Source organism: Hymenobacter sp. ISL-91 (genome assembly GCF_018613725.1).
In the GTDB taxonomy this organism is placed as follows: Bacteria; Bacteroidota; Bacteroidia; order Cytophagales; family Hymenobacteraceae; genus Hymenobacter.
Genome location: NZ_JAGGPS010000017.1, coordinates 1 through 24,392 on the forward strand (window position 1 = coordinate 1; position 24,392 = coordinate 24,392).

Consider the following 24,392-nt stretch of genomic DNA (forward strand, 5'->3'; position numbering starts at 1 on the left):
GGCCCCGCAGAAAGCCGGCTTTGCCCAACCGAATCCGGAGATATGATTGGAGAAAGCCGGCTTTCTGCGGGGCCGTTGCGTTGGCAGTTAGCGCTACACCTTAGTCCTCGGCGGGCTTAGCGGGGCCGCTTGGGGCATCATCGCCAAACTTCTGCTCCTGGCTCCGGATGGCATTGCCCATCTCGTAGCTGCCTTCCACATCGAAGCCCGGGCCGGTGTTGGGCTGGGCCGTGTCGGAGTGGTCGTTGCCTCCCTGGGGCACGCCTTCGGCTCCACCAATAGTCAGGTTTTCAAGCTGATCTTTCTGGTCGGCGCGCTGGGTGTAGCCGCCGGCGCCCGTGTTGCGCAGGGCCGAAGGGTCGGAAGCATCTTTGCCGTTGCTGAGCAACTCGTCATAATCCTGCTTCTGCTCGAGCTGTTCGTTGTCGGGAATTGCGCTTTGCTGCGCATTCACCACTTCCTTGTTGCTATTGAGGTCGTCGTCGTTGGTCTGGTTGGAGGTAGCCATGCGGGGGTAATAATTGAGTGGAAAAAAGATACCTGCTTTACGCGGGGCCGGCAACCGGGGTTAAGGCCGGATGCGGGCTATTTCCGTAGCTGAGCCGAAGTGACGCTGCTTTAAAATACCTTGCGGCCGTAAGTACACGCAGTTTGCGGCCCCGGGTAGTTTTACAACCGCCCCGACACCCTTTCGTTTTTTCCACTCAGCGCTATGCACCTCGTACTTATCGGCAACGGCATTACCGGCGTAACGTGCGCCCTCACGGCGCGGCAACTGCGGCCCGACGCCCGCATCACGCTGGTGTCGGCCGAAAGCGCCCACCATTTTTCGCGGCCCGCCCTGATGTACGTGTACCTGGGCCACATGCGCTACCAGGACATCAAACCCTACGAGGACTGGTTCTGGGCCGAAAACCGCCTGGAGCTGGTGCACGCCACCGCCACCGGCCTCGATACGGCCGCCAAAACCGTGCAGCTCGACAACGGCTCGGTTCTGACGTACGATAAGCTGCTGCTGGCCACCGGCTCGCGGGGCCGCCGCGGCTCCTGGCCGGGTTCGGAGCTGGCCGGCGTACAGACGTTTGTAACGCTGCCCGACCTGGAGCTGCTCACCCGCGACACCCGCCAGGGTGTGCAGCAGGCCGTAATTGTGGGCGGCGGGCTGATTGGGGTGGAGCTGGCCGAAATGCTGGCCGCCAAGGGCATGGCCGTTACCATGCTCATCCGCGACGCCCGCTACTGGGGTGCCATTTTGCCCGCCGAGGAGGCCGCCCTGGTGCAGCGCCAGCTCGATGCCCACCATATTGTGACGCGCTACGAAACCGAGCTGGAGGAAATACTGGCCGACGAGAACGGCCGGGTGCGGGCCGTGCGCACCACCACCGGCGAGGAGTTGCCCTGCCAGTGGCTGGGCCTAGCCATTGGCGTCGAGCCCAACCTCGACCTGGCTCGGGCCGGCGGCCTGGAAACCGACAAAGGCGTGCTGGTGAATGAGTTCTTGCAAACCAGCGCCCCCGAGGTGTACGCCGCCGGTGACTGTGCCCAGCTGCGGGCCCCAGCCGCGGGCGAAGTGGCCGTGGAGCAGCTCTGGTACACCGGCCGCCAGCAGGGCGAAACCGTGGCCTACGCGCTCTGCGGAACCGCGCCCCGCCCCTACCGCCGCGGCACCTGGTTTAACTCGGCCAAGTTCTTCGACCTCGAATACCAGACCTACGGCCGCGTGCCCGCCGAGCCGGACGCGGGCGAGCACAGCTTCTGCTGGCAGCACCCCACCCGCAACGCCCTGCTACGCATCAACTTCCGGGCTGATACGCTGGCCGTAACGGGCTTGAACGTGCTGGGCCTGCGCCAGCGCCACGACACCTGGGCCGCCTGGCTGCAGGCCGGCACGCCGGTTACCGAGGTGCTGGCCAACCTGGGCACCGCCAACTTCGACCCCGAGTTTTTCCGCCAGCATGAAAAGGCTATTGTGGCGCAGTTCAACCAGCAGTTTCCGCAGCACGCGGTGCAGCTGCGCCGCCGCAAGGGGCTGTTTCGCGTATAGCCCAACGGTTATTTCTGCCTTTATCTTCTTTCAAGTATGGATTTCAGCAAACTCTACCATCCCAGCGCCCTCAACAGTTTCCAATACATTGCCATAGTAGGTGCCATCATGAGCGGTGGCGCGCAGCTCATCATCCACCTGCTCAGCTACCCCCGGCCCGAGGGCTACCTGTACCTGTACTGGTGCTGGCTGGGCCTCTACATTTTCGGCTCGCTGCTCAACCTGTTCGGCAAACCGCCCGAGGGCCATCACCATCATCATTAGGTGTTAGGACCAAGAGAAATAACCGTCATTGCGAGCAGCGCGAAGAATCTCGCGTGCCAAAGTAGCCCTTACGTTTGGCAACCAGTGTACCCTCCGCACGCGAGATTCTTCGCACTGCTCGCAATGATGTTCGTTTAAGTATCACCTAATGACCTCTGCCCAAACCCTTACTGCCGATGCGCCCCTGCCCGAGGTGGCGGGCACCGAAAAGCTGCTCCTGACCCTTGTGGGCCTGGGGCTGCTGCTACTGCTGCCTGCTACCTTCGATGCCGATGCGCAACGGGCCCACTGGTGCTTTTTTGCCGCGCTGGGCCTGATTAGCGTGGGTACACTGAGTTGGGCCGGCTGGAAGTACGGCCGCAAGCCGCCCGGCGTACACCACCACAACCTGTGGCAGCGGGCCAGCACCAGCCGCGGGGCCGTGGCCTGGGTAACGGGCATTGTGCTCACCGGCTTCTACGTCATCCTCTACTGGTTCAGCAGCCCCGACGACCAGGGCAACTATGGGCCGCTCAACCAGCTCGTACATGCCCTCGACCCGTTCAGCCAGTGGCTGCGCGGCAGGCCCTCCGACCAGTGGTTTCTGTACGGTACTTTCTACACGCTGGCTATTCTGGTGATGGGCGTGCGGGGGCTCTTGAAATACCGCCACTCGCCCTACCACCTCATCCGCACCGGTTCGCTGATGTTCTTTCAGCTGGGGTTTGCGTTTTTGCTGCCGGGGCTGCTGCTGGCGTTTCAGCGGCCCGAGTTTTACTTCAGCTACTTCTGGCCCCTCAAGCAGGACTACCTGTTTCCCGACACCGTGGGCTACTTGCTGAAGGATGGCGGGCCGGCGCTGGGCGTGTTCATGGTGTTCTGGACGGCCGTTATTTCGTTTGTGGGCGTACCGGTACTCACCTACTTTTTTGGCAAGCGCTGGTACTGCTCGTGGGTGTGCGGCTGCGGTGGCCTGGCCGAAACCGCCGGCGACCCGTACCGCCAGCTCTCCGACAAAAGCCGCACTGCCTGGAAGTGGGAAGTGCGCATTATTTACTCCGTGCTGGTGATAATCGTGCTGCTCACGGCCCTGCTGTGGGTGGGCGCTTCGGGCGCGGTGCCGGCCCTGGCCATCGTCACCCAACCACTTAGCCAGGCTTATGGCTTCGTTATAGGAGCTCTGTTTGCGGGCGTAATTGGGGTAGGCTTTTACCCCTTGATGGGGGCGCGGGTGTGGTGCCGGTTCGGCTGCCCGATGGCCGCCTACCTGGGCCTGCTCCAGAAGCACTTCTCGCGCTTTCGCATCACCACCAACGGCGCCCAGTGCATTAGCTGCGGCAACTGCTCCAACGTCTGCGAAATGGGCATCGATGTAAAGCAGTACGCCCAGCGCGGCGAGCCTATCATCCGGGCCTCCTGCGTGGGCTGCGGCATGTGCTCCACGGCCTGCCCCCGCGGCGTGCTCAACCTCGAAAACGGCCCCCGCGAAAACCGCTACCAAGGCTCCCAACTCATCCACGCCGACTCGCTGCGGATATTGAGCTAGGTTATGAATGCTGTCATTTCTTGAAAGAATAATATGAGCCGTATACTCCTGTTTCTTTCTCTTGCAATGAGTGCTTGTTCAGCCGAGGAGCAGCAAAATGGAGTACCGACGGACCTAAACATTAGAATCTCGCAGGCTCCTCCCCCACCACCCGACTTCTCTAAACCAAGCCGAACTGACCCAGCCTGTCAGGCTGAGCTACAACAAGCAAGAGCAGAGGCGCGGCAAGGTCAGCTAACTTATTATTTATTAGGGCGTTTTCCCTATGCTTCCGACTTAGACACGCTGCTGAGTGAGCAGAATATCGGCTTCGTGCACGAACCCATGCCGTGCACAGGCGAGGGGTTATGCTACGCCTACTACATGGATAGCGTTATCACCAGCATCCATGGTTTTGGCTTTATTAGTCGTCTCAAACACGCTGCGCACCGCCGGTTTCTATCTCAGTGGCGTACGCGCCGTTATGGCCCAGGAGACGCAGATATTGCTGCTACCAGTTCCGTGGGAGACGTGAACACATACATTACGGCTCGCCTACCCCGTCCGCAAGGCTGGGACCCGCTCCCGAAACAGGATTCTACAGCTAGTTTCGCACAACGGCAATACATAGGAGGGGAATTCACCATTGACAGCACAGGGAAGATAATGGGCATCGAATGGTCGGATGTGAATATCAAGGATAGTAACCAGCGACACCTTCCCTATTTTCGTCGTGAAATCAGCCGCCTACTTCACACTACGGGTCCATGGCAGCCAACCCGGCTGGCGGGACACAGGGTGGCATGCTACGAATTCCTGGACGTGACGCTTAATCCAGAGCTATAAGAGTGTATTCCAAGCCAATTTTGAGAGATAGACTTACTGCATCCTATACCTCATTTTGGTGTTTGAAGCAGGAGTCCAGAAACAAAACAGGCCAGTATAACACCATTGCAAAAAAGCGGGCCCACAACCATTGGAATGATTGTGGGCCCGCTTTTCCTTCGGTTTATTCTCTCAGACTTCAACTCTTAGCCAGCTTGGTCAGCACTTCCTTGGTTTTGCTTACGTGGTCGGCGGCGTTGCTTAGCGAGTTGAAGATGTACTGGATGACACCCTGCGCATCAATCACAAACGTGACGCGGCCGGGCAGCAGGCCCAGCAGGGCGCGGGGCACTTCGTAGAGCTTGCGCAGCTGGCCGTCGGTGTCGGCGAGCAGCGGGAAGGGCAGGCGGTGCTTGTCGGCGAACTGCTGGTGTGAGGCTTCCGAGTCGGAGCTGACGCCCACTACTTCAGCCCCGAGGTCCTGGAAGTCCTGGTATTCGTCGCGGAACGAGCAGGCCTGGGTGGTGCAGCCGGGCGTGTTGTCGCGGGGGTAGAAATAGAGCACTACGCTGCGCTGGCCGCGCAAATCGCTCAGGCGAAACGTGTTGCCGGTTGCGGTGGGCAGGGTGAAATCGGGGGCTTGGTCGCCAATCTGAAGCATGGAAAGGGGGCGGCTTGGGGGCCGGTAGCGGGGCGCGGAGGTGCGCGGGTTCAGCCCAACAGCGGGCCGGCGCAAAAGTAGCCCAAAACCCCCGATGCATCCCGCAGCCGGGCTTACCTGCCGCAAGCCCGGCCGTAAGCCCAACAGAAGCCGGGGCATCTGTGCATCTTTGCACCACGTTGGCTGCCGCTGGCCGTCTGCCAAGGCTGGTCAACGCCCGAATCGGGCCGGCCGCCCCCCTCCTCCCCGCTCCCCACATGGTCATCGACGTTATCATTCCCGCCTTTAACGAGGAGCAATCCATTGGCCGCGTACTGGCCGAAATTCCGGCCGGGCTGGTGCGCGAGGTTATCGTGGTGGATAACAACTCCAGCGACCAGACGGGGGCCGTAGCGGCGGCGGCCGGGGCCACTGTGCTGCGCGAATCCCGCCCCGGCTACGGCCACGCCTGCCTGGCCGGGATGGCCCATGCCTTCGCCCGCCCCGCTGCCGAGCAGGCCGACATCATCGTGTTTCTCGACGGCGACTACTCCGACTTTCCGGCCGACATGACGGCTTTGGTGCAGCCCATCGTGCGCGGCGAGGCCGATATGGTAATTGGCTCGCGGGCCCTGGGCGAGCGGCAGGCTGGCTCGATGCTGCCCCAGCAACTGTTCGGCAACTGGCTGGCCACTACCCTGCTGCGCTGGTTCTACGGCGCCCATTTCACCGACCTGGGCCCGTTCCGCGCCATCCGCCGCGAGGCACTGCAACGCATCGGCATGCAGGACACTACCTACGGCTGGACGGTGGAAATGCAGCTCAAGGCCGCCAAGCTCGGGCTGCGCTCCACGGAAGTGCCCGTGCGCTACCGCCGCCGCATCGGCACCAGCAAGGTGTCGGGCACTGTAAAAGGGACGCTGGGTGCCGGCTACAAGATTCTGTGGACGATTTTTCGGTATTTGTGATTGGGGTAAAAAGGTAGTGGGGGCAAAGAAACGGTCATTCTGAGCGCAGCGAAGAATCTCGCGTGCCAAAGTACTCCCCGACGCCAGAAGTCACTTTGCCACGCGAGATTCTTCGCGCTGCTCAGAATGACAACCCACTTCCTTGCTTTTTCACCCGCATTCCATCACCCGCTTACCGCCTACATGTTTGCTCTTCAAGTTTTACTGCTAACGGTATACGGGCTGTGTCTGCTGCTGCTGCTGGGCTTCAGCCTCACGCAATGGCACCTCACGCGGCTGGCCCGCCGCGTGTACACCGCGCCCCGGCTGCCCGCCCTGCCGGCCCCTGCCGAGTGGCCCCGCCTGACGGTACAGCTTCCGCTCTACAACGAGCAGTTTGTAGTGGAGCGCCTGATCGACGCCTGTGCCGCCCTCGATTACCCCGCCGGCCGCCTGCATGTGCAGGTGCTCGACGACTCGACCGACGAAAGTGTGGCCCTGGCGGCGGCTCGCGTGCAACACCACGCAGCCCGGGGCCTGCACATCACGCACGAGCGACGGGCCGAGCGCACTGGCTATAAGGCCGGGGCCCTGGCCTACGGCCTCACCCGCACCGAAGGCGAGCTGGTGGCTATTTTCGATGCCGATTTCCTGCCCGAGCCCGACTTTCTGCGCCAGGCCGTACCGCACTTTTTCGGTCCCGACAGCGCCCGCACGGGGGTTGTGCAAACCCGCTGGGGCCACCTCAACGAAGATTACTCGCTGCTGACCGAGCTGCAGGCCTTTGGGTTGAACGCGCACTTTTTCGTGGAGCAGGTGGGCCGGCAGGCGGGCGGGCACTTCTTGAACTTCAACGGCACGGGTGGCATCTGGCGGCGCGCCTGCATCGAAGATGCCGGCGGCTGGCACGCCGACACGCTCACCGAAGACCTCGACCTGAGCTACCGGGCCCAGTTGCGGGGCTGGCACTTTCACTACCTGCCCCAGGTAGCCGCCCCCGCCGAGCTGCCTATTACCATGGACGCGCTTAAGTCGCAGCAGTTCCGCTGGACCAAGGGTGCCGCCGAAACGGCCCGCAAGCACCTGATGCAGGTTTGGGGCTCGGCCTACTCGCTTGGCACCCGCCTGCACGCCACGTTTCATCTGCTCAACAGCGCCGTGTTTGTGGCCATTTTAGTGATGGCCGTGCTAAGCGTGCCGCTGCTGTTTGTGCGGACCCTGGGGGCCGAGCAGCTGCGGCCGGTATTTTACCTGGCCTCATTGTTTCTGCTCACGCTGCTGCCACTCACAGTTTATTTTCGCACGGCCTGGCGGCAGGCGGCCCGGCGGCGGCCGGCCCCGATGGGCTTCGTAGGCCAGCTGCTGCTGTTTCTGGCCTTTTCTATGGGCCTGAGCCTGCATAACTCCCGGGCAGTGCTGCTGGGGTTGCTGGGCCAGCGCAGCGCCTTTATCCGCACGCCCAAGCTGGGAGCCGGGGCCAGCAAAGCCGCTGGTGCCGGCAGCTGGCGCGGCCGGCGCTACCGCACCAGCCGGCTGCTGGGCGGCCTCACACTGCTCGAAGGCCTGCTGGCTGCCTACTTTCTGTTTGGCATTGGAGCCGGTATTTATCTGCAGGAATACGGCTTGCTGCCCACCCACCTGCTACTGGCCACCGGCTACGGGCTGGTGTTCTACTATTCGCTTAAACACGCGTAACGGGTCTGGGGTTGAAGGCAGCACGCTGTAGGGGCGGGGCTTGTCCCCGCCCGCCATTCGCGCCGCTTCAACGGTATCGTGCAACGATGCATACGGCGGGCGAGGACGAGCCCCGCCCCTATAGCGTGCTGCTCTCAATAACGCAGCTTCTTCCTTCCACTGGACCATACATGAAACCCGCTCACCTGTTTGCCCTGCTGCTGAGCGCCGCCGCCTACGGGCTACTGGCCTACGCCACCCCACGGTCGGGGTTCGGGCAACTGGCGGGGCTGCTGGCGCTGGCGTTCGGGCTGTACTGGTGGCTGCTGAAAACGGGCCTGCCGCTACGCCAGGGGCTGCTGGCGGCGCTGCTGCTGCGCCTGCTCTGGCTGCCCGCCCTACCCGCTCTCTCCGACGACTACCACCGTTTCCGCTGGGACGGCCTGCTGCTGAGCGAGGGCCAGAACCCCTACCGCTACCGCCCCGACGAGCTGGCTGGCCCCACGGCATCCGTGAGAACCAATAACCAACAACCAACAACTATAAATCAAGAGCTACCAGCCCTCTATCCCCGCCTCAACTCGCCCCATTACTACTCGGTATATCCACCCGTCGATCAGGCAGCGTTTGGGCTGGCTGCGTGGCTGGCCCCAGCTTCGGAACGAGGCTTTGTAGTGGCACTACGGGGGTTGCTGCTGCTGGCCGAAGCGGCTACGGCCGGGCTGCTGCTGGCGCTACTACGGCAGTTCGGGCAGCCTCCTGAGCGGGCCTTGTGGTATTTACTGAACCCGTTGGTGCTGGTGGAGCTGACCGGCAACCTGCATTTCGAGGGGCTGGTGGGCTGCTTCGTGCTCCTGATGCTGTGGCTGCTGGCGCGGGGCCGGACGGTGGCCGGTGGCGGGGCGCTGGCGCTGGCCGTGGCCACCAAGCTGCTGCCGCTGCTGGTGCTGCCACTACTGCTGCGCCGCCTGGCCTGGCCGCAGCTACTACGCTTCGGACTGGCGCTGGCGGTAGCGCTGGTGGCACTGTTTGGGCCGTTTTTGAGTCTGGAGCTGGTCGAGAATATTGGCCGCAGCCTCAACCTGTACTTTCGCTCCTTCGAGTTCAATGCCAGCGTGTACTACCTGGCTCGGGCGACCGGGCAATGGCTTTCGGGCTACAACCAAATTGCGCTGCTGGGGCCGGCGCTGGCGTTGCTCACGGCCGCGGGCGGGCTACTGCTGGCCGCCACCGAGCGGCAACCCAACTGGGCTACGCTGCCACGGGCACTGCTGCTGCTGCTAACGCTGTATTTTCTACTGGCCACCACGGTGCATCCCTGGTACCTCGCGCCGCTGGTGCTGTTGAGCGTATTTACGCGGGCCCGCTACGCGCTGATATGGTCGGGTATGGCGGTACTGTCGTATGCGGCCTACCGCACCACGACCTACACCGAAAGCCTCGGACTGGTGGCCCTGGAGTATACTGTTGTGCTGGCCGTACTGGTACTTGATTTCCGCCAGGGCAGGCTCAGTGGCGCATATCCCCAGGGGCCACTCAAGCCAACGCAGACCAGTTAGCCGCGGGGTAGCACGGGGCCGGTGGCCGAAGCCGGGTTTTGCTGCCAGGCGCGCAGGTCATCCACGGTGTCGAGGTCCTGCAGTTCGGGCAGCAGGTGTACCTGCAGACCCAGCCGGGCGGCATCGGCCAGCGTATCGGCCAGTACCGAGGCCGTGCTCCAGGCTTTATTGACGAATAACAAAGGGTGCAAGCGTTTCATACCCAGCAGGTAATAGCCACCATCGGCGGCGGGCCCCAGCACGACATCGTGCAGGCGCAGGGCCGCGAAGGCGGCCGTCAGGTGTCCGGTCGTCAGGCCCGGGCAGTCGGTGCCGATAATTACGGCCGCCTCAACGGGACGAGCGAAATCGTACGCAAAAGCGGCCTGCATTTTCTGGCCCAGGTCACCGTCGGGCTGGGGGCGCTGCTCGAAGCCCGCCCACTCGGCGGCGGCAGCCGGGACATTAGTACCGGTCATCCAGGCGGTTTTGTGCACGGCCAGCGGGGCTATTACGGCCCGCGTGTGGGCCAGCAGTGCCCGGTAAGCAGCCAGGGCGGCCTCGTTGCCGATGCCGGCCGCCAGCCGGGTTTTCACACGCCCTAATTCGGGATGCCGGGCAAAGATGATGAGCGAATGCAAACAGCGAAGGGCTAAGTTGAAGAATCTATGGAGCCGTCAGCTCGGCCGTAAATGTAGGCGAACGAGCGTTAAACTCACTATTCAGCTCTTCTGCCGCCCTATTTTGCTTCGTAGACCGGGTTGCCGGTTTTCAGCCAGGGCCACCAAAGCACCGAGTACGGATGTACATCGGTGGTGGGCCCCTGGGCATTTACAACGCCCTGGCCGTCGTTCATCCACTGGAAGATACCGCCGTACAGGTTGCGCACATCACGAAAGCCCTGCTCGCGCAACCAACTGCCTACCTGCTCGCTACGAGCCCCTACGGTGCAATACACCACCACGGGCCGGGTGCGGGCCACCTCCCTCAGGTCCAGCTTGCGGAAGGTATCGAAATCCACGAAGCGCGCCCCGCGCAGGTGGCTGACCTTGTACTCGGCCGGTGTGCGGGTGTCGAGCAGCAGCACGTTGCCGCGGCCGCTCACCGGCTCCTCGTGCAACAGCGTGGCCAGGGCCTTGGGCTGAATGGTGGGCACTGTGTTTTTGTACAGCAGGCTCAGCATCCGGTCGTAAGCCGTCGTCGTCGTCATGGAGTGGTTGTGGGTGGCGGGGCGCTGCTGGCCGCAGGCGCTGGTGCCGGCCAGCAGCACCAGCAGCCCAAGCGCCGGCAGCCGGCGGCCCCAGAGCGTTTTTTCAGACAGGAAAGTAAGTCGTTTCATCAGGATGCAGTGATTGGCTACCAACCAATAGTCAGCAGCAGAACAGGTGGTCCATGCCCGACGGTTCACTGCCCGGTACCAGTCGCTCACCCGGGCGCTACGTGGTGGCTCCACCGCAGCTGGAACCGGCACCAGCCGTGCAGCCGTAGCAGTGCTGGTTGATGACGATGCTACGGTCCTGCAATCGGGCCTCATCGAAGTCGCGGATGTGCTTGGGAGCTGCGCCGCTTACCAGCAAATCGAGCTGCTGGTTGAAGTCGCAGTCGTACAGCTGCCCGTCCCAACCAACACTTAGGGTGCTGCGGCACATCACGTTGGCCGCCGCCGTGGGGTTATAGGCGTCTACGAGTTGCTGCATGTACTTTTCGTAATTGCCGCTTTCGAGCAGGTAATCGAGAAAGCGGCTCACCGGCAGGTTGGTGATGGTGAGCAGGCTGTTGAAAACGATACCGAACTCGCGCCCCAGCCGCTGCTTGAACTCGCGCTCCAGCGAGGTCTGCGAGCCGGGCAGAAACGCCCCCGAGGGGTTGTATACCAAGTCCAAGGTCAGGTCGGAGTCGGGCTGGCCATAGCCCACGGCGTTCAGCATTTTCAGCGCCCGAATCGACTTTTCGAACACGCCCTCGCCCCGCTGGGCATCGGTGCGGCCGGCCGAAAAGTGCGGCAACGACGACACCACCATCACGTTGTGCAGCGCGAAGAACTCGGGCAGGTCGTAATACTTCTTGTTGGCGACGATGATGGTGAGGTTGCAGCGCACAATGGTACGGCGGCCCAGGGCCGAAATCTGCTCCACCAGCCACCTGAAATCGGGGTTCATCTCGGGCGCTCCACCCGTCAGGTCTACCACCGCAATATCGGTTTGGGCCAGCGCGTCCAGGCACTGCTGCATGGTTTCGCGGGTCATTATCTCCTTGCGGTCGGGGCCGGCATCTACGTGGCAGTGCTTGCACACCTGGTTGCACATGCGGCCCACGTTTATCTGCATGGTTTGCAGGGCCGTGGGGCGCAGCGGCAGCAGCCCGGTTTCGCGCAGCTTCTGCCCAAACGCTGGCAGCCGCGCCCCCGCCGCCTGGGCCTCGGTAAGCACGGTAAGCTGGTAGCCGGTGTCGGCTAGTGGGGCGTGGCGGGCCTGAAGGGATTTTATCACTGTTTTTCGCTGATTAGTCGGAATGGCACTGAGCCAGTCCGTGAAGCTGCTTTGATAAAGCTATCCAGAAAGTCAACAGAACGTTATGCCTGATCGGGCGTCTGCCTGTCGGAGCACGACGTTCTTACTTGATGTCAATTACTCTTTGAATAGTTTCCGTGAGTTACATGCTCATCTCCTTGGCCTTATTCATCATCTGTACCCCGTGCACGAGGGCGGCTCCACCCTTAATGGCGGCGGCTACGTGCACGGCTTCCATCATCTGAGCTTCGTCGGCACCTTTCTGCAACGAGTCGGTGGTGTAGGCATCAATGCAGTAAGGGCATTGCACGGCATGGGCCACGGCCAACGCAATCAGGGCTTTTTCGCGCTCAGTCAGAGCTCCTTCCTTAAATACTTCGGCGTAGTAGGCGAAGAACTTATTGCCCATCTCAGGCTGCCACTCGGTGATATTGCCAAATTTGGCCAGGTCAGCGGGGTTGTAGTAAGTAGAGTCCATGCGAAAGGCGTGAAATAGACGTAAGTAGTAAGAGAATTTTTCAAGATACAGCTCCTGGCCATACTGTTCAGCTACTGGCCGGGACGGCAGCCTCAATCAGTTCGGCGGCGCACCCAGATGCGCACATGTTCCCCGTTTTCGCTGGTCGTTGGCTCTACATCAATGCGGTCGGCTTCGTTGTAGTACATGGCCAAGCCGCGCACAATGCCCACGGCCAGCCCCCCCATGCGCCGCGCCGATACATAGTCGATAAACAACTCGTCGGTCGAAATGCGGGTGACACTAAGCACGGGCGGGTTGTTTTCGGCATGCTCGGAGCGTACTTGGCGGTGCATGGTGTTTTCGGTATGCTCCAGCATGTCGAGCGTTGTCCAGTTTGGGTCAAGCAGTTTCTGATACATATACATCAGATCGGGCACCAGATACTCGCCAAACTTTTCGTGTAGCTCATCAGCCGAGAGGCCGGTAAGGGTAGCGGCCTCCCCGATAAGGCGGTACATGTGCTCGTCGGGATACACGCTTTTGTGGTCGAAATCGACCGGCGACAGATTGGCGGCTTCCAATAGCCGCACCCAGGCACTGTGGTCGTACTGCGTCTGAACGTACCGCTTAAGTAGTGTGAAAATGGTACCGTGCAAGGCAAAACAGCTTAAGAAGATAAAAGGAAAAACCGAAGCTGCGTCACAGCGTCTGGTTACCGACAAGTAACAAACAAACTGTGAGACTCAGCTCCGGTCTATCCTCTTTCTTTCGCTGGTTTGGCTTACCTACGCCGATTTAGATGTTGCCAATCACCGTGAGCGTGCTCATGGTGGGAGCCGGCTTGCCGCCGATGTCTTCCACCGTCATGGCGAAGGCCTGGGCACTGGCAATATTCTTCATCTGCTGGATGCTGTCGCCGGTAGCCGTAGCGGTGGCCAGCATACCGGCATCCACTGGCTGGCCGTTATCGAGGGCCCACAGTTGGTACTGCTTTCCTTCGGGTAGCTCGGGCAGGTTGCGTACATCTACATACACGGCCTTGGTAGTGGTGTTGTAGTACACGCGGGCCAGCGCTTCGGGCGCTTTGGGCGTGCCCTTCAGTTCCACGCTCCGGAAAGCCTGGTTACGCAGAATGGCTAACTGCTGGTCGCGCTCATTTAAGGCCGCCTGCTGAGTGGCCGCATAGCGCGACTGCTCGGCCTGTGCCAGCTCCAGCGAGCTTTCGGTTTGCCGAAGCCGGTTGTAGAGCAGATAGTTACCCAGCCCACTGATTAGCAGCAGAGCAATAGAGGCCGCTACCAGCCAACGGGTACGCCCCGCGCTGGCGGCGGCAGGCATCTGCCGCACAACGGCACCTCCCTCATCACCTTGGGTGGGCACAGCGGTAGCCGTAACCGGCTCGGCGGGCGCTATTGCCATGCGTGGCGTGAGGGCCTCCGTGGCCATAACCGGTGCCGCTGGTGCCACGGCCGGGCCAGTTTCGCGCAGGGAATTTTCCCAGGCCTGCAGTACCCGTTCGCGCATGGCGGCGGGCGGAGCTACAGCATGGGCCGCGGCGTAAGAGTCGAGGGCGTTGGTGATGGCTACCAGCTCGCGGGCTACGGCCGGCTCCTGCTGGGCCACACGCTCCACTTCGGCGCGTTCATCGGCGCTGAGTACGCCCAAGGCGTATTCTTCGAGGATGCCCGACTCGATGTATTGCTGTATGTCCATCATTACCGGACTAATTTAGAAAGTACTTTGATGGCCGCCCGGGCACGGGTTTTTACCGTTCCCAGGGGCAGGTTGAGTTCTTCTGCCACTTCGCTTTGCGTAAATCCGCCGAAATAAAGCAGATCCACAATCTGGCGCTGATCTGGGTTCAGCTGCCTCGTCATCTCCTGCAAGCCAATGTGTTCGGGCCGAAACGATGTATCGGCGGCCAGACGCATGGCCGCGGAGCTATCCTCCAGCGGTTGCGTGCGACTACCTACGCGGTACTGCTTGGAGCGGATTTTATCGATGGCCAGATTCCGGCTCACATTCATCACCCAGGTAAACAAACGGCCCTTGCTGGCGTCGTAGGAGGCGAAAGAGTGCCATATTTTTACCATTGCCTCCTGCAGCACGTCTTCGGCGGTTTCTTCTTTCTTGACAATGCGCAGGATAACGCCGTAGAGGGCAGCGGCATACTTGTCGTAGAAGATGGTCATGGCCCCTTCGTCACGGTCGCGCAGGCGTTGCACGAGCAGCATTTCGGTTTCCAGGGCAACGGTATCGGGGGAGGGTGCAGACACAAGCAGCAACTAAGGGAGATAGAAAGGCGTAGCACTGCCTATCTGGCGGATAAAGCGAAAGTACGGTATAAACCGTTACCTCAATACGCGGCAGGCCGAAAAAGCACTATACCGATACCGGTTAGATTTGTTTTGAGGGCAGTGCGCCTGCGCCACTAACAACTTCCGCGGGCCATCTGGGCCGTTGCCACGCTCGCCCCACAGGCAAATCAAGGCAATAACGCCATAAAAACCAATTGCTTACACAGTACAATCCACTACCTGCCGACTGCTATGTTTCGCGGCAACCAGTCTTTACCAACTCCCTCCTACTGTTCTGCTTCCATGCCTATAGAATCTGTAAATCCCTACACCGGCCGCACCGAGCGGACATTCGACGCCTTCAGCTGGGTGGAAACTGAGCGTATTCTGGCTGAAGCTCACTCGGCATTTGCCGCCTGGCGCAGCACCAGCTTCGCCCACCGCAGCCAGCTGATGCGCCGCGCGGCAGAGCTGCTGCGCGAGCGGGCCGAGGAGCTGGCCCGCCTGATGGCCGTGGAAATGGGCAAGCCCCTGGCCGACGGCCGCGCCGAAGCCAACAAGTGCGCCCTGTGCTGCGACTTCTACGCCGACCGGGCCGCCGAATTCCTGGCCGATGAGTTTATTGAGACGGAGGCGCAACGCAGCTTTATTGCCTATGAGCCGCTGGGCGCGGTGCTGGCCGTGATGCCCTGGAACTTCCCGTTCTGGCAGGTGGTACGCTTTGCCGCCCCGGCCCTGATGGCCGGCAATGTGGGCCTGCTCAAGCACGCTTCCAACGTGCCGCAGTGCGCACTGGCCCTCGAAAAAGTCTTCCACGACGCGGGCTTCCCGCCTGCCACCTTCCGCACGCTGCTCATCGGCTCCGATCTGGTAGAAAAGCTGCTAGCCGACGACCGGGTGGTAGCCGTAACGCTGACTGGCTCGGAGCCGGCCGGCGCGGCCGTGGCCGCCACGGCGGGCCAGCACATCAAAAAAACCGTGCTGGAGCTGGGCGGCTCCGACGCCTTTATCGTACTGGCCGACGCCGACCTGCCGCTGGCCGCCAAAACCGCTGCCCAGGCCCGCATGATAAACGCCGGCCAGAGTTGCATTGCCGCCAAGCGCTTTATCATCGAGAAGCCGGTTATCCGGGAGTTCATCCAGCAGCTGAAAGAGCACCTACAGGCCCTGCGCTACGGCGACCCGCTGGCTGAGGGCACCGACTACGGCCCCCTGGCCCGCCCCGACCTGGCCGACGAGCTGACCGAACAGGTGGAGGACTCGGTGAAGCAGGGCGCAAAAGTGGAGCTGGAGGGCGGCCAGCCCAAGGCTGGCAGCGCCCAGTTCGCGCCCGTTATTCTAAGCAACGTGCAGGCCGGCCAGCGCGCCTACACCGAGGAGTTTTTCGGCCCCGTGGCCCTGGTGCTCGAAGCCCAGGACGCCGACGACGCCATCCGGCTGGCCAACGACTCGCGCTTCGGCCTGGGCGGCTCCGTCTGGACCCGCGACGTGAAGCGCGGCGAGCAGCTGGCCCGCCGGGTGCAGGCCGGCGCCGTGTTCGTGAACAGCCTTGTGAAGTCGGCCCCCGAAGTGCCCTTCGGCGGCATCAAGAAATCGGGCTACGGCCGCGAATTATCGCACCTGGGCATCCGCGAATTCGTCAACCAGAAGACCATTTGGGTAGCGCAGGAAGAGAAAAAGGCGCAGGATAAGAAGGTGGAGTAAGCGAGGAGGCACGCTATAGAAATGTGTCATGCTGAGCGAAGGCGCAGCCGCAGTCGAAGCATCTCTACTGCCAAAGTAAGCTTGGCGTAAGGATTTACCATTACAGTAGAGATGCTTCGACTGCGGCTGCGCCTTCGCTCAGCATGACAGTTCTGTATTGTCTCTCACACCCTCCCTATTCACTCACAAATAGCCCAGCACTTTGTACACCACGTAGCCGGCCATTTCGTGCAGCAGCACGCCCCACAGGCGCAGCGGCTCTTCGGAGGGCAGCAGCAGCGAGGCGGGTGTGTAGCGCCGGTCGATGGAATAGTAGGCGGCCGGAAAGGTGGCCGGATGCAGGCCAGCTTTGGCGAAGCAGCCGGCGGCCCGGCGCATATGGAAAGCCGACGTAATGAGCACCGTGCGCTTTATTTCAGGATGCTGGGTTAGCAACTCCTTCGTGAACAGGGCATTTTCGTGGGTGTTGCGGCTGCGGGTTTCGAGCAGAATGTGCTGCCGGGGCACGCCGGCCAGGCGCAGCAGCGTTTGCAGGGCCTGGGCCTCGGTGCGCGCCACCGAATCGAAGGCTGCGCCCGAGCCGCCCGAGATGATGATGCGGCGGATGCGGCCGGCCCGGTAGAGCCAGAGCGTGTGCAGCAGCCGGTCGGCGCCTGCGCCCAGGTACACCCGGTCGTGGGGCGACTTCTGCACGTCGGTGATGCCCGTGAGCAGGATGCCGGCATCGTAGCCGGTGCCCAGCTGCTGCAGCGTTACGGGTGGCCGCTCCCAGGCCAGTAGCGCCTCATTGGCCAGAAACGAATTGGTAAAGAGCAGCAGCAGCCCCACCGCAGACCACAACAGCCGGCGGCGGCGCCACAGCAGGCCCGCCAGCAGCAGCCCCACAATCCAGAGGGCCGGCGAAAGCAGGAAATCGAGCAGCTTGGAGAGCAGAAAAAACATGGAGCTGTGAGAGGAACTTCCGCCTTCCTTACGGAGTGTCGGTGCAGGTGTTCAGGGCCCGCAACATTGCTTTCACTTGGTCCTCGGTCAACAGGGTGTCGCACTCAGAAAGCTTACCCCGGCAGTACGACACGAAGAACGGGGCCACACGGGTATCCATCAGCTTACGGGCTACCGGGTTTTCGCTTACATCGAGGCGCAGAAACAGCGTATTCTGGTACTCCTCTTCAAGAGAAAACTTGATGAATGGCGGGGCCAGCAGGTCGCAGACGGCGCAGTTGTCGGCCGTGAACTTGGCAATTACCCGCGGATAGTCATGAATCAGGGTACGCAGGCCCTCGTCGTTCGTATCAACTACTTTCATGCCCCAAAGATACGCAGGGGCAGCATGGTTTGGCCGTGGTTTAGCGGTTTTTAACGCTGCCGCCGCTGCTGGTATTCTTGGTTAGCCGGGGCGAACCGCTGTAGCTGATGCCGCCGCCGCTGCTGGCACGGGCCTGCAGGTTTTCCTGCACATTCACGGCAACCATGCCGCCGCTGCTGGCACTGGCTTCGCAGGTTGCCGCCTCCAGGGTGCGCCCCTTAAATACCGCCCCGCTCGAAACGCCCACTTTCAACTGTTTCACTTTGCCGGTGAGCGTAGTGGTGGCTCCACTACTCAGGTCGAAATCGAGCACGGCGGCCCGGAAATCGGCCACCAGTGTGGCGCCCGATGAGAGGCCGACGGCCAGCTTATCAGTGGTGTAGGGGCCGGGCACGGTGAGTTGGGCGCCGCCGCTGCCGCTTAGCTTGCTGACGACCGGGGCCACCACTTCTACCCGTAGGTTGCGCACCTGGTTTTTGCGGCCGAACTGCTCCTCTTTCTCGCGTTCGAAGGAAACGACGAGCACCCCGTTGCGAACTTCGGTTTTGAGACGGGCCAGCAGCGCGGCCGATTCGGCGCGGGCCTCCACACGCTGGGGGCCGGCAGTCAGGTTCAGCTCGATGCCATTGCTGACTTCGATGGCCGTAAAGGGGGCCAAGGTGCGGGTTTCGGCAGCCGATTGGGCCAGGGCGGGCACCAGGGCCAGCAGCCAGAGCAGGGCGAGTGTGGTCAGAGCTTTCATAGGAAGCAGGAAAAGATGGAGGATACGGCGGCAGATGCACAACGCCGCCGTTCGGTTGCCTGGCGGTTGCGCGGGTATTAGCTACTGGCAGACGATACCACCCAAATGTGCACAGGCAAGGCCCGAAGACTATTTACCGGCGGTTTTTTTCAAGCAACGACAGACGTTTTGTTTTGCTGGTTTTCATAAGCGAAGATGTTTAGGAAGGGTAAGGAAGGGTAAGGACGGTTATGCCGAAGAAGCCGCAGCCTCGCCACTGCTTTGTTAGAACTGGCAACGACGCAGTAGCCATGCTCCGGCTTCGTCCATCGTAACGGTCTGCCTGATTCCAAACCGCTTCTTAAAACAGCTTTATTTTTCGCAGACTCCCCGCATTGTAAGCGAGGCGTATTGCGCCGGTTATTCTATCCGTCCTACATCTGCCACACCCGATACCAATAAATATCTGTCGCGCCAGGCAACGGTGGTGGCGCCGGCTCCATCTACCCGGCTATCGGGGCCGCTTAGGCTGCTGCTCACCTACCCAAACCGCTCAGAATGCCAGCTTTTCATCAAAAGCTTAAATTATTTTCAACAGTACCTTGCGTTACATAGTACCTTTGCTTACCTTTGGTTCGTTGATTAGATAACCTCTTGGCCGCGCGGCTGCTCCTTCAGCGGAGCCCGGCGCGGCCCTCACCAAACACCGCCTTTGCGCCAAACGGGCCGGGTGGTGGGTGGCGGTCGGAAGCCTGGCTTCCCTGCCGCTGCCCCGCGTGTTTCGGTTTCCTGGCACCCGCCTTTTCGGTGGTTTGTGCCCCTGTCACTCACGTCTGAAGTACTGGCCAACAGGCCCATCCGGCGGAACCGCGGCCACCGGAAACGGCCCCTGCTTGCCTTTTACTTCCGGCTCAACCTTCCTTTTTCATGGCTTCCTTTACCACTTCCAGCCAGTCCCCACGGGACCTGGGGTTCCTTGCTGCGCCCTTTCTGGGCCTCACCTTCGGCTTGTTTTCGCTGACTGCCGCTGCCCAGGGCCCGGCGCCAACGGCCCCCGCCGGCCGCGTAACCGGTACCTTGTTGGAGCAGGGCACCGGCCAGCCCCTGCCCTTTGCCAGCGTAGTGCTGCTGCGGGCCCAGGATTCGAGCTTTGTGGCCGGGGTCGAAACCCTGGAAAACGGCTCCTTCCGGCTCGACCAGCTGGGCCTGGGCTCTTACCTGCTCAAATCGTCGGCGGTGGGCTACCAAAGTGTGCGCCGACGTGTGACGCTGACGGCGGCGGCACCCGAACTGGCGCTGGGCACGCTGCGGCTGGCCTCCATCACAACCCAGCTGAAGGGCGTGACGGTGACGGGCGAGCGGGCCGTGGTGGAAAATGAGCCGGGCAAGCGCGTTATCAACGTAGAAAAAGACCTGGCCAGCGTGGGCGGCATGGCCACCGATGTGCTGCGCAACGTGCCCTCGGTGGCCGTGGATGCCGGCGGCAGCGTGAGTTTGCGCGGCTCCAGCAACCTGACCATCCTTCTTGATGGCAAGCCCAGCGGCGGCTCTAACGGCGGCCCCGGCCTGCGCCTCGACCAGATTCCGGCCTCCCGCATTGCCCGTATCGAGGTGATGACCAACCCCTCGGCCAAGTACGATGCCCAGGGCACCGGCGTCATCAACATCATCCTGAAAAAGCAGACCAAAAACGGCGTGAACGGCACGGCCAGCGTGCTGGGCGGCACCGGCGACAAGTACAACGCCAGCCTGAGCCTCAACCGCAAGCAGGGCCCCGCCAATCTGAGTTTGAGCTACGACCGCCAGGACGAAACCTACCGCGAGCAAACCCGCAACCGCCAGTCCAGCGGCCTGATTGCTACCCGCCAGAACGGCACCGGCACCGAGCGCAATTTCTCGCACAGCCTCAACCTGGGCCTCAATCTCGACCTGAAAAAGGAGCAGAGTCTGAGCCTGAGTTTCAACCCCACCTGGCAGCAGGAAGCCAACCGGGCCGAGCAGCTGCTGAGCACCGCCCGGCCCGGCGAGCCTACCACCACCCAGCGGGGCGTGCAGCAGCTCGATGTAGATGTGAAAGTGCTTGAAAACGTGGCCAGCTACCGCCGCGGCTGGGAAAAACAACCCGGCCGCGAGCTGACGGCCGTGGGTGGGGCCGTGCTCATCCGGGCCGATGTGCCCGTGACCCAGACCCTGGAAAGCGGCGCCCTCACCAGCTGGCGGCAGCAAACCGACGTGGCGGGTAACATTTACTTCGCCCAGCTCGACTACACCCACCCGCTGGCCGGCAATAAAGGCAAGCTGGAAACCGGCCTCAAAGCGCAGTATCAGCGCAGCAACGGTACCTCCGACCTGTTTGCCCGGCAGCCCGACAGCCCCGACGGCTACGTGCGCGACGCGGACCGGTCGCTGGCCTATAAAACGCGGGAGCTGGTGCCGGCCGCCTATGCCACCTACCAGCGCGGCTGGGCCAAGCACTGGAACGCCCAGGCTGGCCTGCGCACCGAGTACACCCGCGTAAACGGAGCCGTAGAAGGTGGTCAGGGGCAATTCGACATCAACTACCTCAGCCTGTTCCCGACGGCCAGCATCAGCCGCCGCTTCGGCCAGCGCGACACGGCCAAAACCGCCGAGCAGCCCCAGCAGCTGACGTTCAGCTACGCCCGCCGCCTCAACCGGCCCAATTTCATGCAGCAGCTGGCCGTGCCCATCTACCAGGATCCGCGCTTTTACCGCCTCGGCAACCCCGGGCTGCGGGCCGAATTCAGCCACAATCTGGAGTTGGGCCACCAGCTGAGTTTGCCCGGCGGGGCCGAAATCACGACCACGCTGTTCGGCCGCTTCACCAACAACGCCATCCAGCGGCTGCGCGACGTAGACACGGTGGCTACCAACCGCAACCCCGCCGCCGGCCTGGTGCTGGTGGAAACCTACCGCAACCTGGGCAGCACCACCAACGTGGGCCTAGAGCTCACCTGGAGCCAGCCGATTACGGCCTGGTGGCGGGTGCAGGCCAACGGCTCACTGTATCGGGCCCAGTTGAATACCAATGCTCTTGACGCCGGCTCGCGGCAGGCCCTCACCGGCACAGCCCGCCTCAATCAGAACTTCAGCCCCACACCCGCCCTCGATGTGCAGCTGACCGGCTCTTACCGCTCGGCCACCCTCACGGCTCAGGGCCGGCAGCTGGCTACCGGCGGCCTCGATATTGCCCTGCGCCAGCGCCTGTGGCAGAACCGCGCCGCCCTCACGCTCCGCGTATCCGACCTGCTGAACACCCAGGTACGCCGGGCCGAAATCAATTCGCCCGAGCTGCAGTCCACGCTCTACACCAAGCCCGAAACCCGGGTTGCCTGGCTGGGCTTCACCTGGTACGTGGGCGCCAGCAAAGCCAAAGCCGGCCGCATCGAAGCCGCTCCAAGTGGCGGTGGCGGGTTTGGGGGGTGAACCGCCAGTTATTGCGTGTAGTGCCACACCTTTTTTAAGCGCAAAGCCCCTGACGTTAGTGCTGACGTCAGGGGCTTTGCGCTTTGAAGTTAACGTTTTGGGTATTGCCGATAGTGGGGATTTCTAGCACTGAACTTCATTAAAAGTACTAAACCTGAATTAAGAACTTCACTTTCTTGAATGCACAAAACCCTCACTTTTGCAAAACCGCTGTTACCATACGTTTTTTAGTCAAAGTATTCATATTTATAGTACAGTGGCACATATACCCTTATACTTTTTAACAGTCCATTATCTTCATAAGTGTAGATCAAATCGTATTCGCTTGTTCTGTCATTTCTAAAAATACTTTTAATTTCAAATTTTAAAAGCTGTCCTTTTTCGTTAAAAATATTTTTAGTTATTTCTTCTTCATAAAACCTTTGTCTATCAGCTTCATTAGAATATGAATAAACTCCAATTATTCCATTAATTTCGATTTGCTTTTCTTTCAATTTTGCTTCCAAAACATATCCATAAAACCTTTTTACATAAATTTTTTTTTCATACTCCTTTGTCTTTTTATATGTAACTACGGTGTCTATCTTAGTTGAAGTTGTCGATGTAAAAGGATGATGAGAATAGATTGTTTCACTAGTTGGTTTTATAAAGTTGCCTTTAAAATACTTCGATGAAGTCAACATATCGCCTTCGTAGTAAAAATATGTTTTTTCTATACTAAATGTATTATCATAATAAAATACTGTATCTATTTTTTCATTTATTTTGCCAAGCTCATCATAATTAATTATTGCCACTCTATCAATTGATTTCAACTTTCTTGATTTGTTATTATATGATGCGTTATAATTTTCGACTCTTACCTTTTTACCATTCCTGTCTAATTCAATAATTTCGGATAAGTCTTTGGGTGAATTTTCGTAAACAAAAATTCTTTTAACTTTCATGCCTCTGTACACACTGTCAGATTGCCACCGATTTTCAACTTGCCCAAAACTCAATATTGAGTTTAAAAAAATCATCATTAAAATGGCACTTGTCTTCATTTGTCTTTGGTGTCGTTTTTCTTTTAAAATTACTACCAACATCAGCCTTGCCGAAACTTTGTGCGGCAGCGAGTTTTAGGAAGCGACACTAGGTACGCCACAAACCTTCGGGAAACAAGCCAAATTGGGCGTGTTTCCCGAAAGTTTATTCCGTACTTATAAGTCATCGAGCGGAAGCCAAAGCAGGCAAATCGAGCAGCTAAAGACGCAGCTACTGCGGCTCCGCAAACCGAGGATCCTTCACGAACTCCTCATCGGTCAGCGTCTTCAAAAAGGCCACGATTTGGCGTTTTTCCTGGGCCGTTAGTTCCAGGTTGGGGCTGATCTGGAGTGGGTCGTTGGTGGTGTTGAGCATCAGCGGGTCGAGGTTGGGGCTGTTGAACTGCACGTGCTCGTTGTAGTGGTCGAGCACGTCTTCGAGGGTGGCCAGGCGGCCGTCGTGCATGTAGGGGGCCGTGAGGGCAATGTTGCGTAATGATACCACCCGGAATTTGCCGTTGTCGGTGGGGCGGCCCGTGAGGGCTCCCAAGCCCCGGTCGGGGCCGAAAGTGGCATCGAGGCCGTTATTGCGGAAGTTGCGGTCGGTTTGCAGCGTGCCGGTGTGGCAGTCGCCGCAGTTTCCGCCCCGCAGGCGGCCGTTGGGGTGAATACTGAACAGCTCCATGCCCCGCACCTCGTCGGCCGTCAGCAGGTCCTGGTCGCCGCGGTTGTAGCGGTCGAAGCGCGAGTTGCCCGAAATCAGCGTCCGCTGAAACTGGGCCAGCGCCTTGAGTACCCGCTCCTCGGTAACGGTGCTCGTGCCGAAAGCTTTGCCAAACAGCGCCGGATACTTGCCCAGCTGCTGCAGCCGGGTTACGCCGGCGGCTAGGGGCTGGTGCATCTCCAGCGGATTTTCGATGGGCACGCGGGCCTGCTGCTCCAGGCTGGTGTGGGCCCCATCCCAGGTCAGGCGCGGCTCCCAGAGCAGGTTTTGCAGCGGCATGGCGCTGCGGCCGTGGCGGGTGCCGCCCACGCCCTCGGCCCGCGCCAGCCCGTCGGTAAAGGCCTTGCTTTGCTGGTGGCACGAGCCACACGAAACCGTGTTATCAATCGACAGCGCCTTTTCATAGAACAGATGGCGGCCCAGTTCCACGCCTTCCTCCGTGAGCGGGTTGTCGGCAGGCTGGGTCTGGGGTTTGGGGAACAGCGGCGGCACCTGCAGCACGTAGGGCGTGGGTCTTCCGAACGGCTCGGGGTTGGGGTCGCCGCCTTTGCCGTCGCCGGTACCGCAGGCCGTCGTCAGCAGCAGCAGTAGCGCAAGGCCGGGAAGCACCCCCAACCGGGCGAAAAAGCGGCTTTTAGTAGTTTTCATGCGCGGAAAGGAAATAAGTATAGCAGCACGGTGTAGGGGCGGGGCTTGTCCCCGCCCCCCGTTGAACGATTACCGTTGAACAAAACCGGTGCAATGGCGCGAACGGCGGGCGGGGAC

22 protein-coding genes are annotated in these 24,392 nt (G+C 60.8%); 8 read left to right on the forward strand and 14 right to left on the reverse strand.

What is annotated here, in order from left to right; all coding sequences use genetic code 11:
- Positions 1 to 100: 100 nt before the first annotated feature.
- The gene (locus J7E24_RS08390) at positions 101 to 508 is read right to left on the reverse strand and encodes a hypothetical protein (protein ID WP_215137098.1); all 408 of its coding nucleotides are present in this window, start codon (positions 506 to 508) and stop codon (positions 101 to 103) included.
- Positions 509 to 712: 204 nt separating this feature from the next.
- Between J7E24_RS08390 and J7E24_RS08395 the strand changes: the two genes are divergently transcribed.
- The 3 genes from J7E24_RS08395 to J7E24_RS08405 all read left to right on the forward strand — a co-directional run bounded on the left by J7E24_RS08395 (position 713) and on the right by J7E24_RS08405 (position 3,833).
- Positions 713 to 2,044: an NAD(P)/FAD-dependent oxidoreductase gene (locus J7E24_RS08395; protein ID WP_215137101.1), complete on the forward strand. Its 1,332-nt coding sequence runs from the start codon at positions 713 to 715 to the stop codon at positions 2,042 to 2,044.
- A 36-nt stretch (positions 2,045 to 2,080) separates the two neighbouring features.
- Complete coding sequence (locus J7E24_RS08400; protein WP_215137103.1) at positions 2,081 to 2,308, forward strand: hypothetical protein; 228 nt, start codon at positions 2,081 to 2,083, stop codon at positions 2,306 to 2,308.
- Between the two features lie 148 nt (positions 2,309 to 2,456).
- Positions 2,457 to 3,833: a 4Fe-4S binding protein gene (locus J7E24_RS08405; RefSeq protein WP_215137105.1), complete on the forward strand. Its 1,377-nt coding sequence runs from the start codon at positions 2,457 to 2,459 to the stop codon at positions 3,831 to 3,833.
- A gap of 1,003 nt (positions 3,834 to 4,836) precedes the next feature.
- Here the strand turns inward: J7E24_RS08405 and J7E24_RS08410 are convergent.
- Complete coding sequence (locus J7E24_RS08410) at positions 4,837 to 5,298, reverse strand: peroxiredoxin (protein WP_215137106.1); 462 nt, start codon at positions 5,296 to 5,298, stop codon at positions 4,837 to 4,839.
- A gap of 257 nt (positions 5,299 to 5,555) precedes the next feature.
- Between J7E24_RS08410 and J7E24_RS08415 the strand changes: the two genes are divergently transcribed.
- From J7E24_RS08415 to J7E24_RS08425, 3 genes are all read left to right on the forward strand, one after another.
- Complete coding sequence (locus J7E24_RS08415; protein WP_215137108.1) at positions 5,556 to 6,245, forward strand: glycosyltransferase family 2 protein; 690 nt, start codon at positions 5,556 to 5,558, stop codon at positions 6,243 to 6,245.
- 183 nt (positions 6,246 to 6,428) lie between these two features.
- A complete protein-coding gene (locus J7E24_RS08420; protein WP_215137110.1) occupies positions 6,429 to 7,919 on the forward strand; it encodes a cellulose synthase family protein in 1,491 nt (496 codons plus the stop codon).
- A 170-nt stretch (positions 7,920 to 8,089) separates the two neighbouring features.
- A complete protein-coding gene (locus J7E24_RS08425) occupies positions 8,090 to 9,457 on the forward strand; it encodes a glycosyltransferase 87 family protein (protein ID WP_215137112.1) in 1,368 nt (455 codons plus the stop codon).
- Here J7E24_RS08425 and J7E24_RS08430 read toward each other — a convergent pair.
- From J7E24_RS08430 to J7E24_RS08460, 7 genes are all read right to left on the reverse strand, one after another.
- Positions 9,454 to 10,077, reverse strand: coding sequence for a TIGR04282 family arsenosugar biosynthesis glycosyltransferase (locus J7E24_RS08430; RefSeq protein WP_215137114.1), 624 nt, complete (start codon positions 10,075 to 10,077; stop codon positions 9,454 to 9,456). The genes J7E24_RS08425 and J7E24_RS08430 overlap by 4 nt on opposite strands.
- 98 nt (positions 10,078 to 10,175) lie before the next feature.
- The gene (locus tag J7E24_RS08435; RefSeq protein WP_215137116.1) at positions 10,176 to 10,775 is read right to left on the reverse strand and encodes a rhodanese-like domain-containing protein; all 600 of its coding nucleotides are present in this window, start codon (positions 10,773 to 10,775) and stop codon (positions 10,176 to 10,178) included.
- A 97-nt stretch (positions 10,776 to 10,872) separates the two neighbouring features.
- Positions 10,873 to 11,922 carry an arsenosugar biosynthesis radical SAM (seleno)protein ArsS gene (arsS, locus tag J7E24_RS08440; protein ID WP_215137136.1) on the reverse strand — a complete coding sequence of 350 codons (1,050 nt, stop codon included), beginning with the start codon at positions 11,920 to 11,922 and terminating at the stop codon, positions 10,873 to 10,875.
- Positions 11,923 to 12,088: 166 nt separating this feature from the next.
- The gene (locus J7E24_RS08445) at positions 12,089 to 12,424 is read right to left on the reverse strand and encodes an arsenosugar biosynthesis-associated peroxidase-like protein (protein ID WP_092743369.1); all 336 of its coding nucleotides are present in this window, start codon (positions 12,422 to 12,424) and stop codon (positions 12,089 to 12,091) included.
- A 92-nt stretch (positions 12,425 to 12,516) separates the two neighbouring features.
- The gene (locus J7E24_RS08450) at positions 12,517 to 13,062 is read right to left on the reverse strand and encodes a heme NO-binding domain-containing protein (protein WP_215137118.1); all 546 of its coding nucleotides are present in this window, start codon (positions 13,060 to 13,062) and stop codon (positions 12,517 to 12,519) included.
- Positions 13,063 to 13,201: 139 nt separating this feature from the next.
- Positions 13,202 to 14,122 (reverse strand): anti-sigma factor domain-containing protein, encoded by a 921-nt coding sequence (locus J7E24_RS08455; RefSeq protein ID WP_215137120.1) that lies wholly within the window; start codon positions 14,120 to 14,122, stop codon positions 13,202 to 13,204.
- Positions 14,122 to 14,682: an RNA polymerase sigma factor gene (locus tag J7E24_RS08460; RefSeq protein ID WP_317195628.1), complete on the reverse strand. Its 561-nt coding sequence runs from the start codon at positions 14,680 to 14,682 to the stop codon at positions 14,122 to 14,124. The genes J7E24_RS08455 and J7E24_RS08460 overlap by 1 nt, the downstream gene beginning before the upstream one ends.
- 324 nt (positions 14,683 to 15,006) lie before the next feature.
- On the opposite strand from J7E24_RS08460, the gene J7E24_RS08465 reads away from it, so the two are divergent.
- A complete protein-coding gene (locus tag J7E24_RS08465) occupies positions 15,007 to 16,407 on the forward strand; it encodes an NAD-dependent succinate-semialdehyde dehydrogenase (RefSeq protein ID WP_215137124.1) in 1,401 nt (466 codons plus the stop codon).
- Positions 16,408 to 16,590: 183 nt separating this feature from the next.
- Here J7E24_RS08465 and J7E24_RS08470 read toward each other — a convergent pair whose 3' ends face one another.
- The 3 genes from J7E24_RS08470 to J7E24_RS08480 are packed head-to-tail and all read right to left on the reverse strand — an operon-like array spanning position 16,591 to position 18,455.
- A complete protein-coding gene (locus tag J7E24_RS08470) occupies positions 16,591 to 17,349 on the reverse strand; it encodes a YdcF family protein (RefSeq protein WP_215137126.1) in 759 nt (252 codons plus the stop codon).
- Positions 17,350 to 17,377: 28 nt separating this feature from the next.
- Entirely contained in the window at positions 17,378 to 17,713 is a 336-nt protein-coding gene (locus J7E24_RS08475) for a thioredoxin family protein (RefSeq protein ID WP_215137128.1), read from the reverse strand.
- Between the two features lie 40 nt (positions 17,714 to 17,753).
- On the reverse strand, positions 17,754 to 18,455 hold the full coding sequence (locus J7E24_RS08480) for a head GIN domain-containing protein (RefSeq protein ID WP_215137130.1): 702 nt from the start codon (positions 18,453 to 18,455) through the stop codon (positions 17,754 to 17,756).
- Positions 18,456 to 19,361: 906 nt separating this feature from the next.
- On the opposite strand from J7E24_RS08480, the gene J7E24_RS08485 reads away from it, so the two are divergent.
- Positions 19,362 to 21,878 (forward strand): outer membrane beta-barrel protein, encoded by a 2,517-nt coding sequence (locus tag J7E24_RS08485; protein ID WP_215137132.1) that lies wholly within the window; start codon positions 19,362 to 19,364, stop codon positions 21,876 to 21,878.
- 227 nt (positions 21,879 to 22,105) lie between these two features.
- Here the strand turns inward: J7E24_RS08485 and J7E24_RS08490 are convergent, their stop codons facing one another.
- Both J7E24_RS08490 and J7E24_RS08495 read right to left on the reverse strand, forming a co-directional pair.
- Positions 22,106 to 22,924 carry a hypothetical protein gene (locus J7E24_RS08490; protein WP_215137133.1) on the reverse strand — a complete coding sequence of 273 codons (819 nt, stop codon included), beginning with the start codon at positions 22,922 to 22,924 and terminating at the stop codon, positions 22,106 to 22,108.
- 211 nt (positions 22,925 to 23,135) lie between these two features.
- Positions 23,136 to 24,275, reverse strand: coding sequence for a cytochrome-c peroxidase (locus tag J7E24_RS08495; RefSeq protein ID WP_215137134.1), 1,140 nt, complete (start codon positions 24,273 to 24,275; stop codon positions 23,136 to 23,138).
- Positions 24,276 to 24,392: the final 117 nt, after the last annotated feature.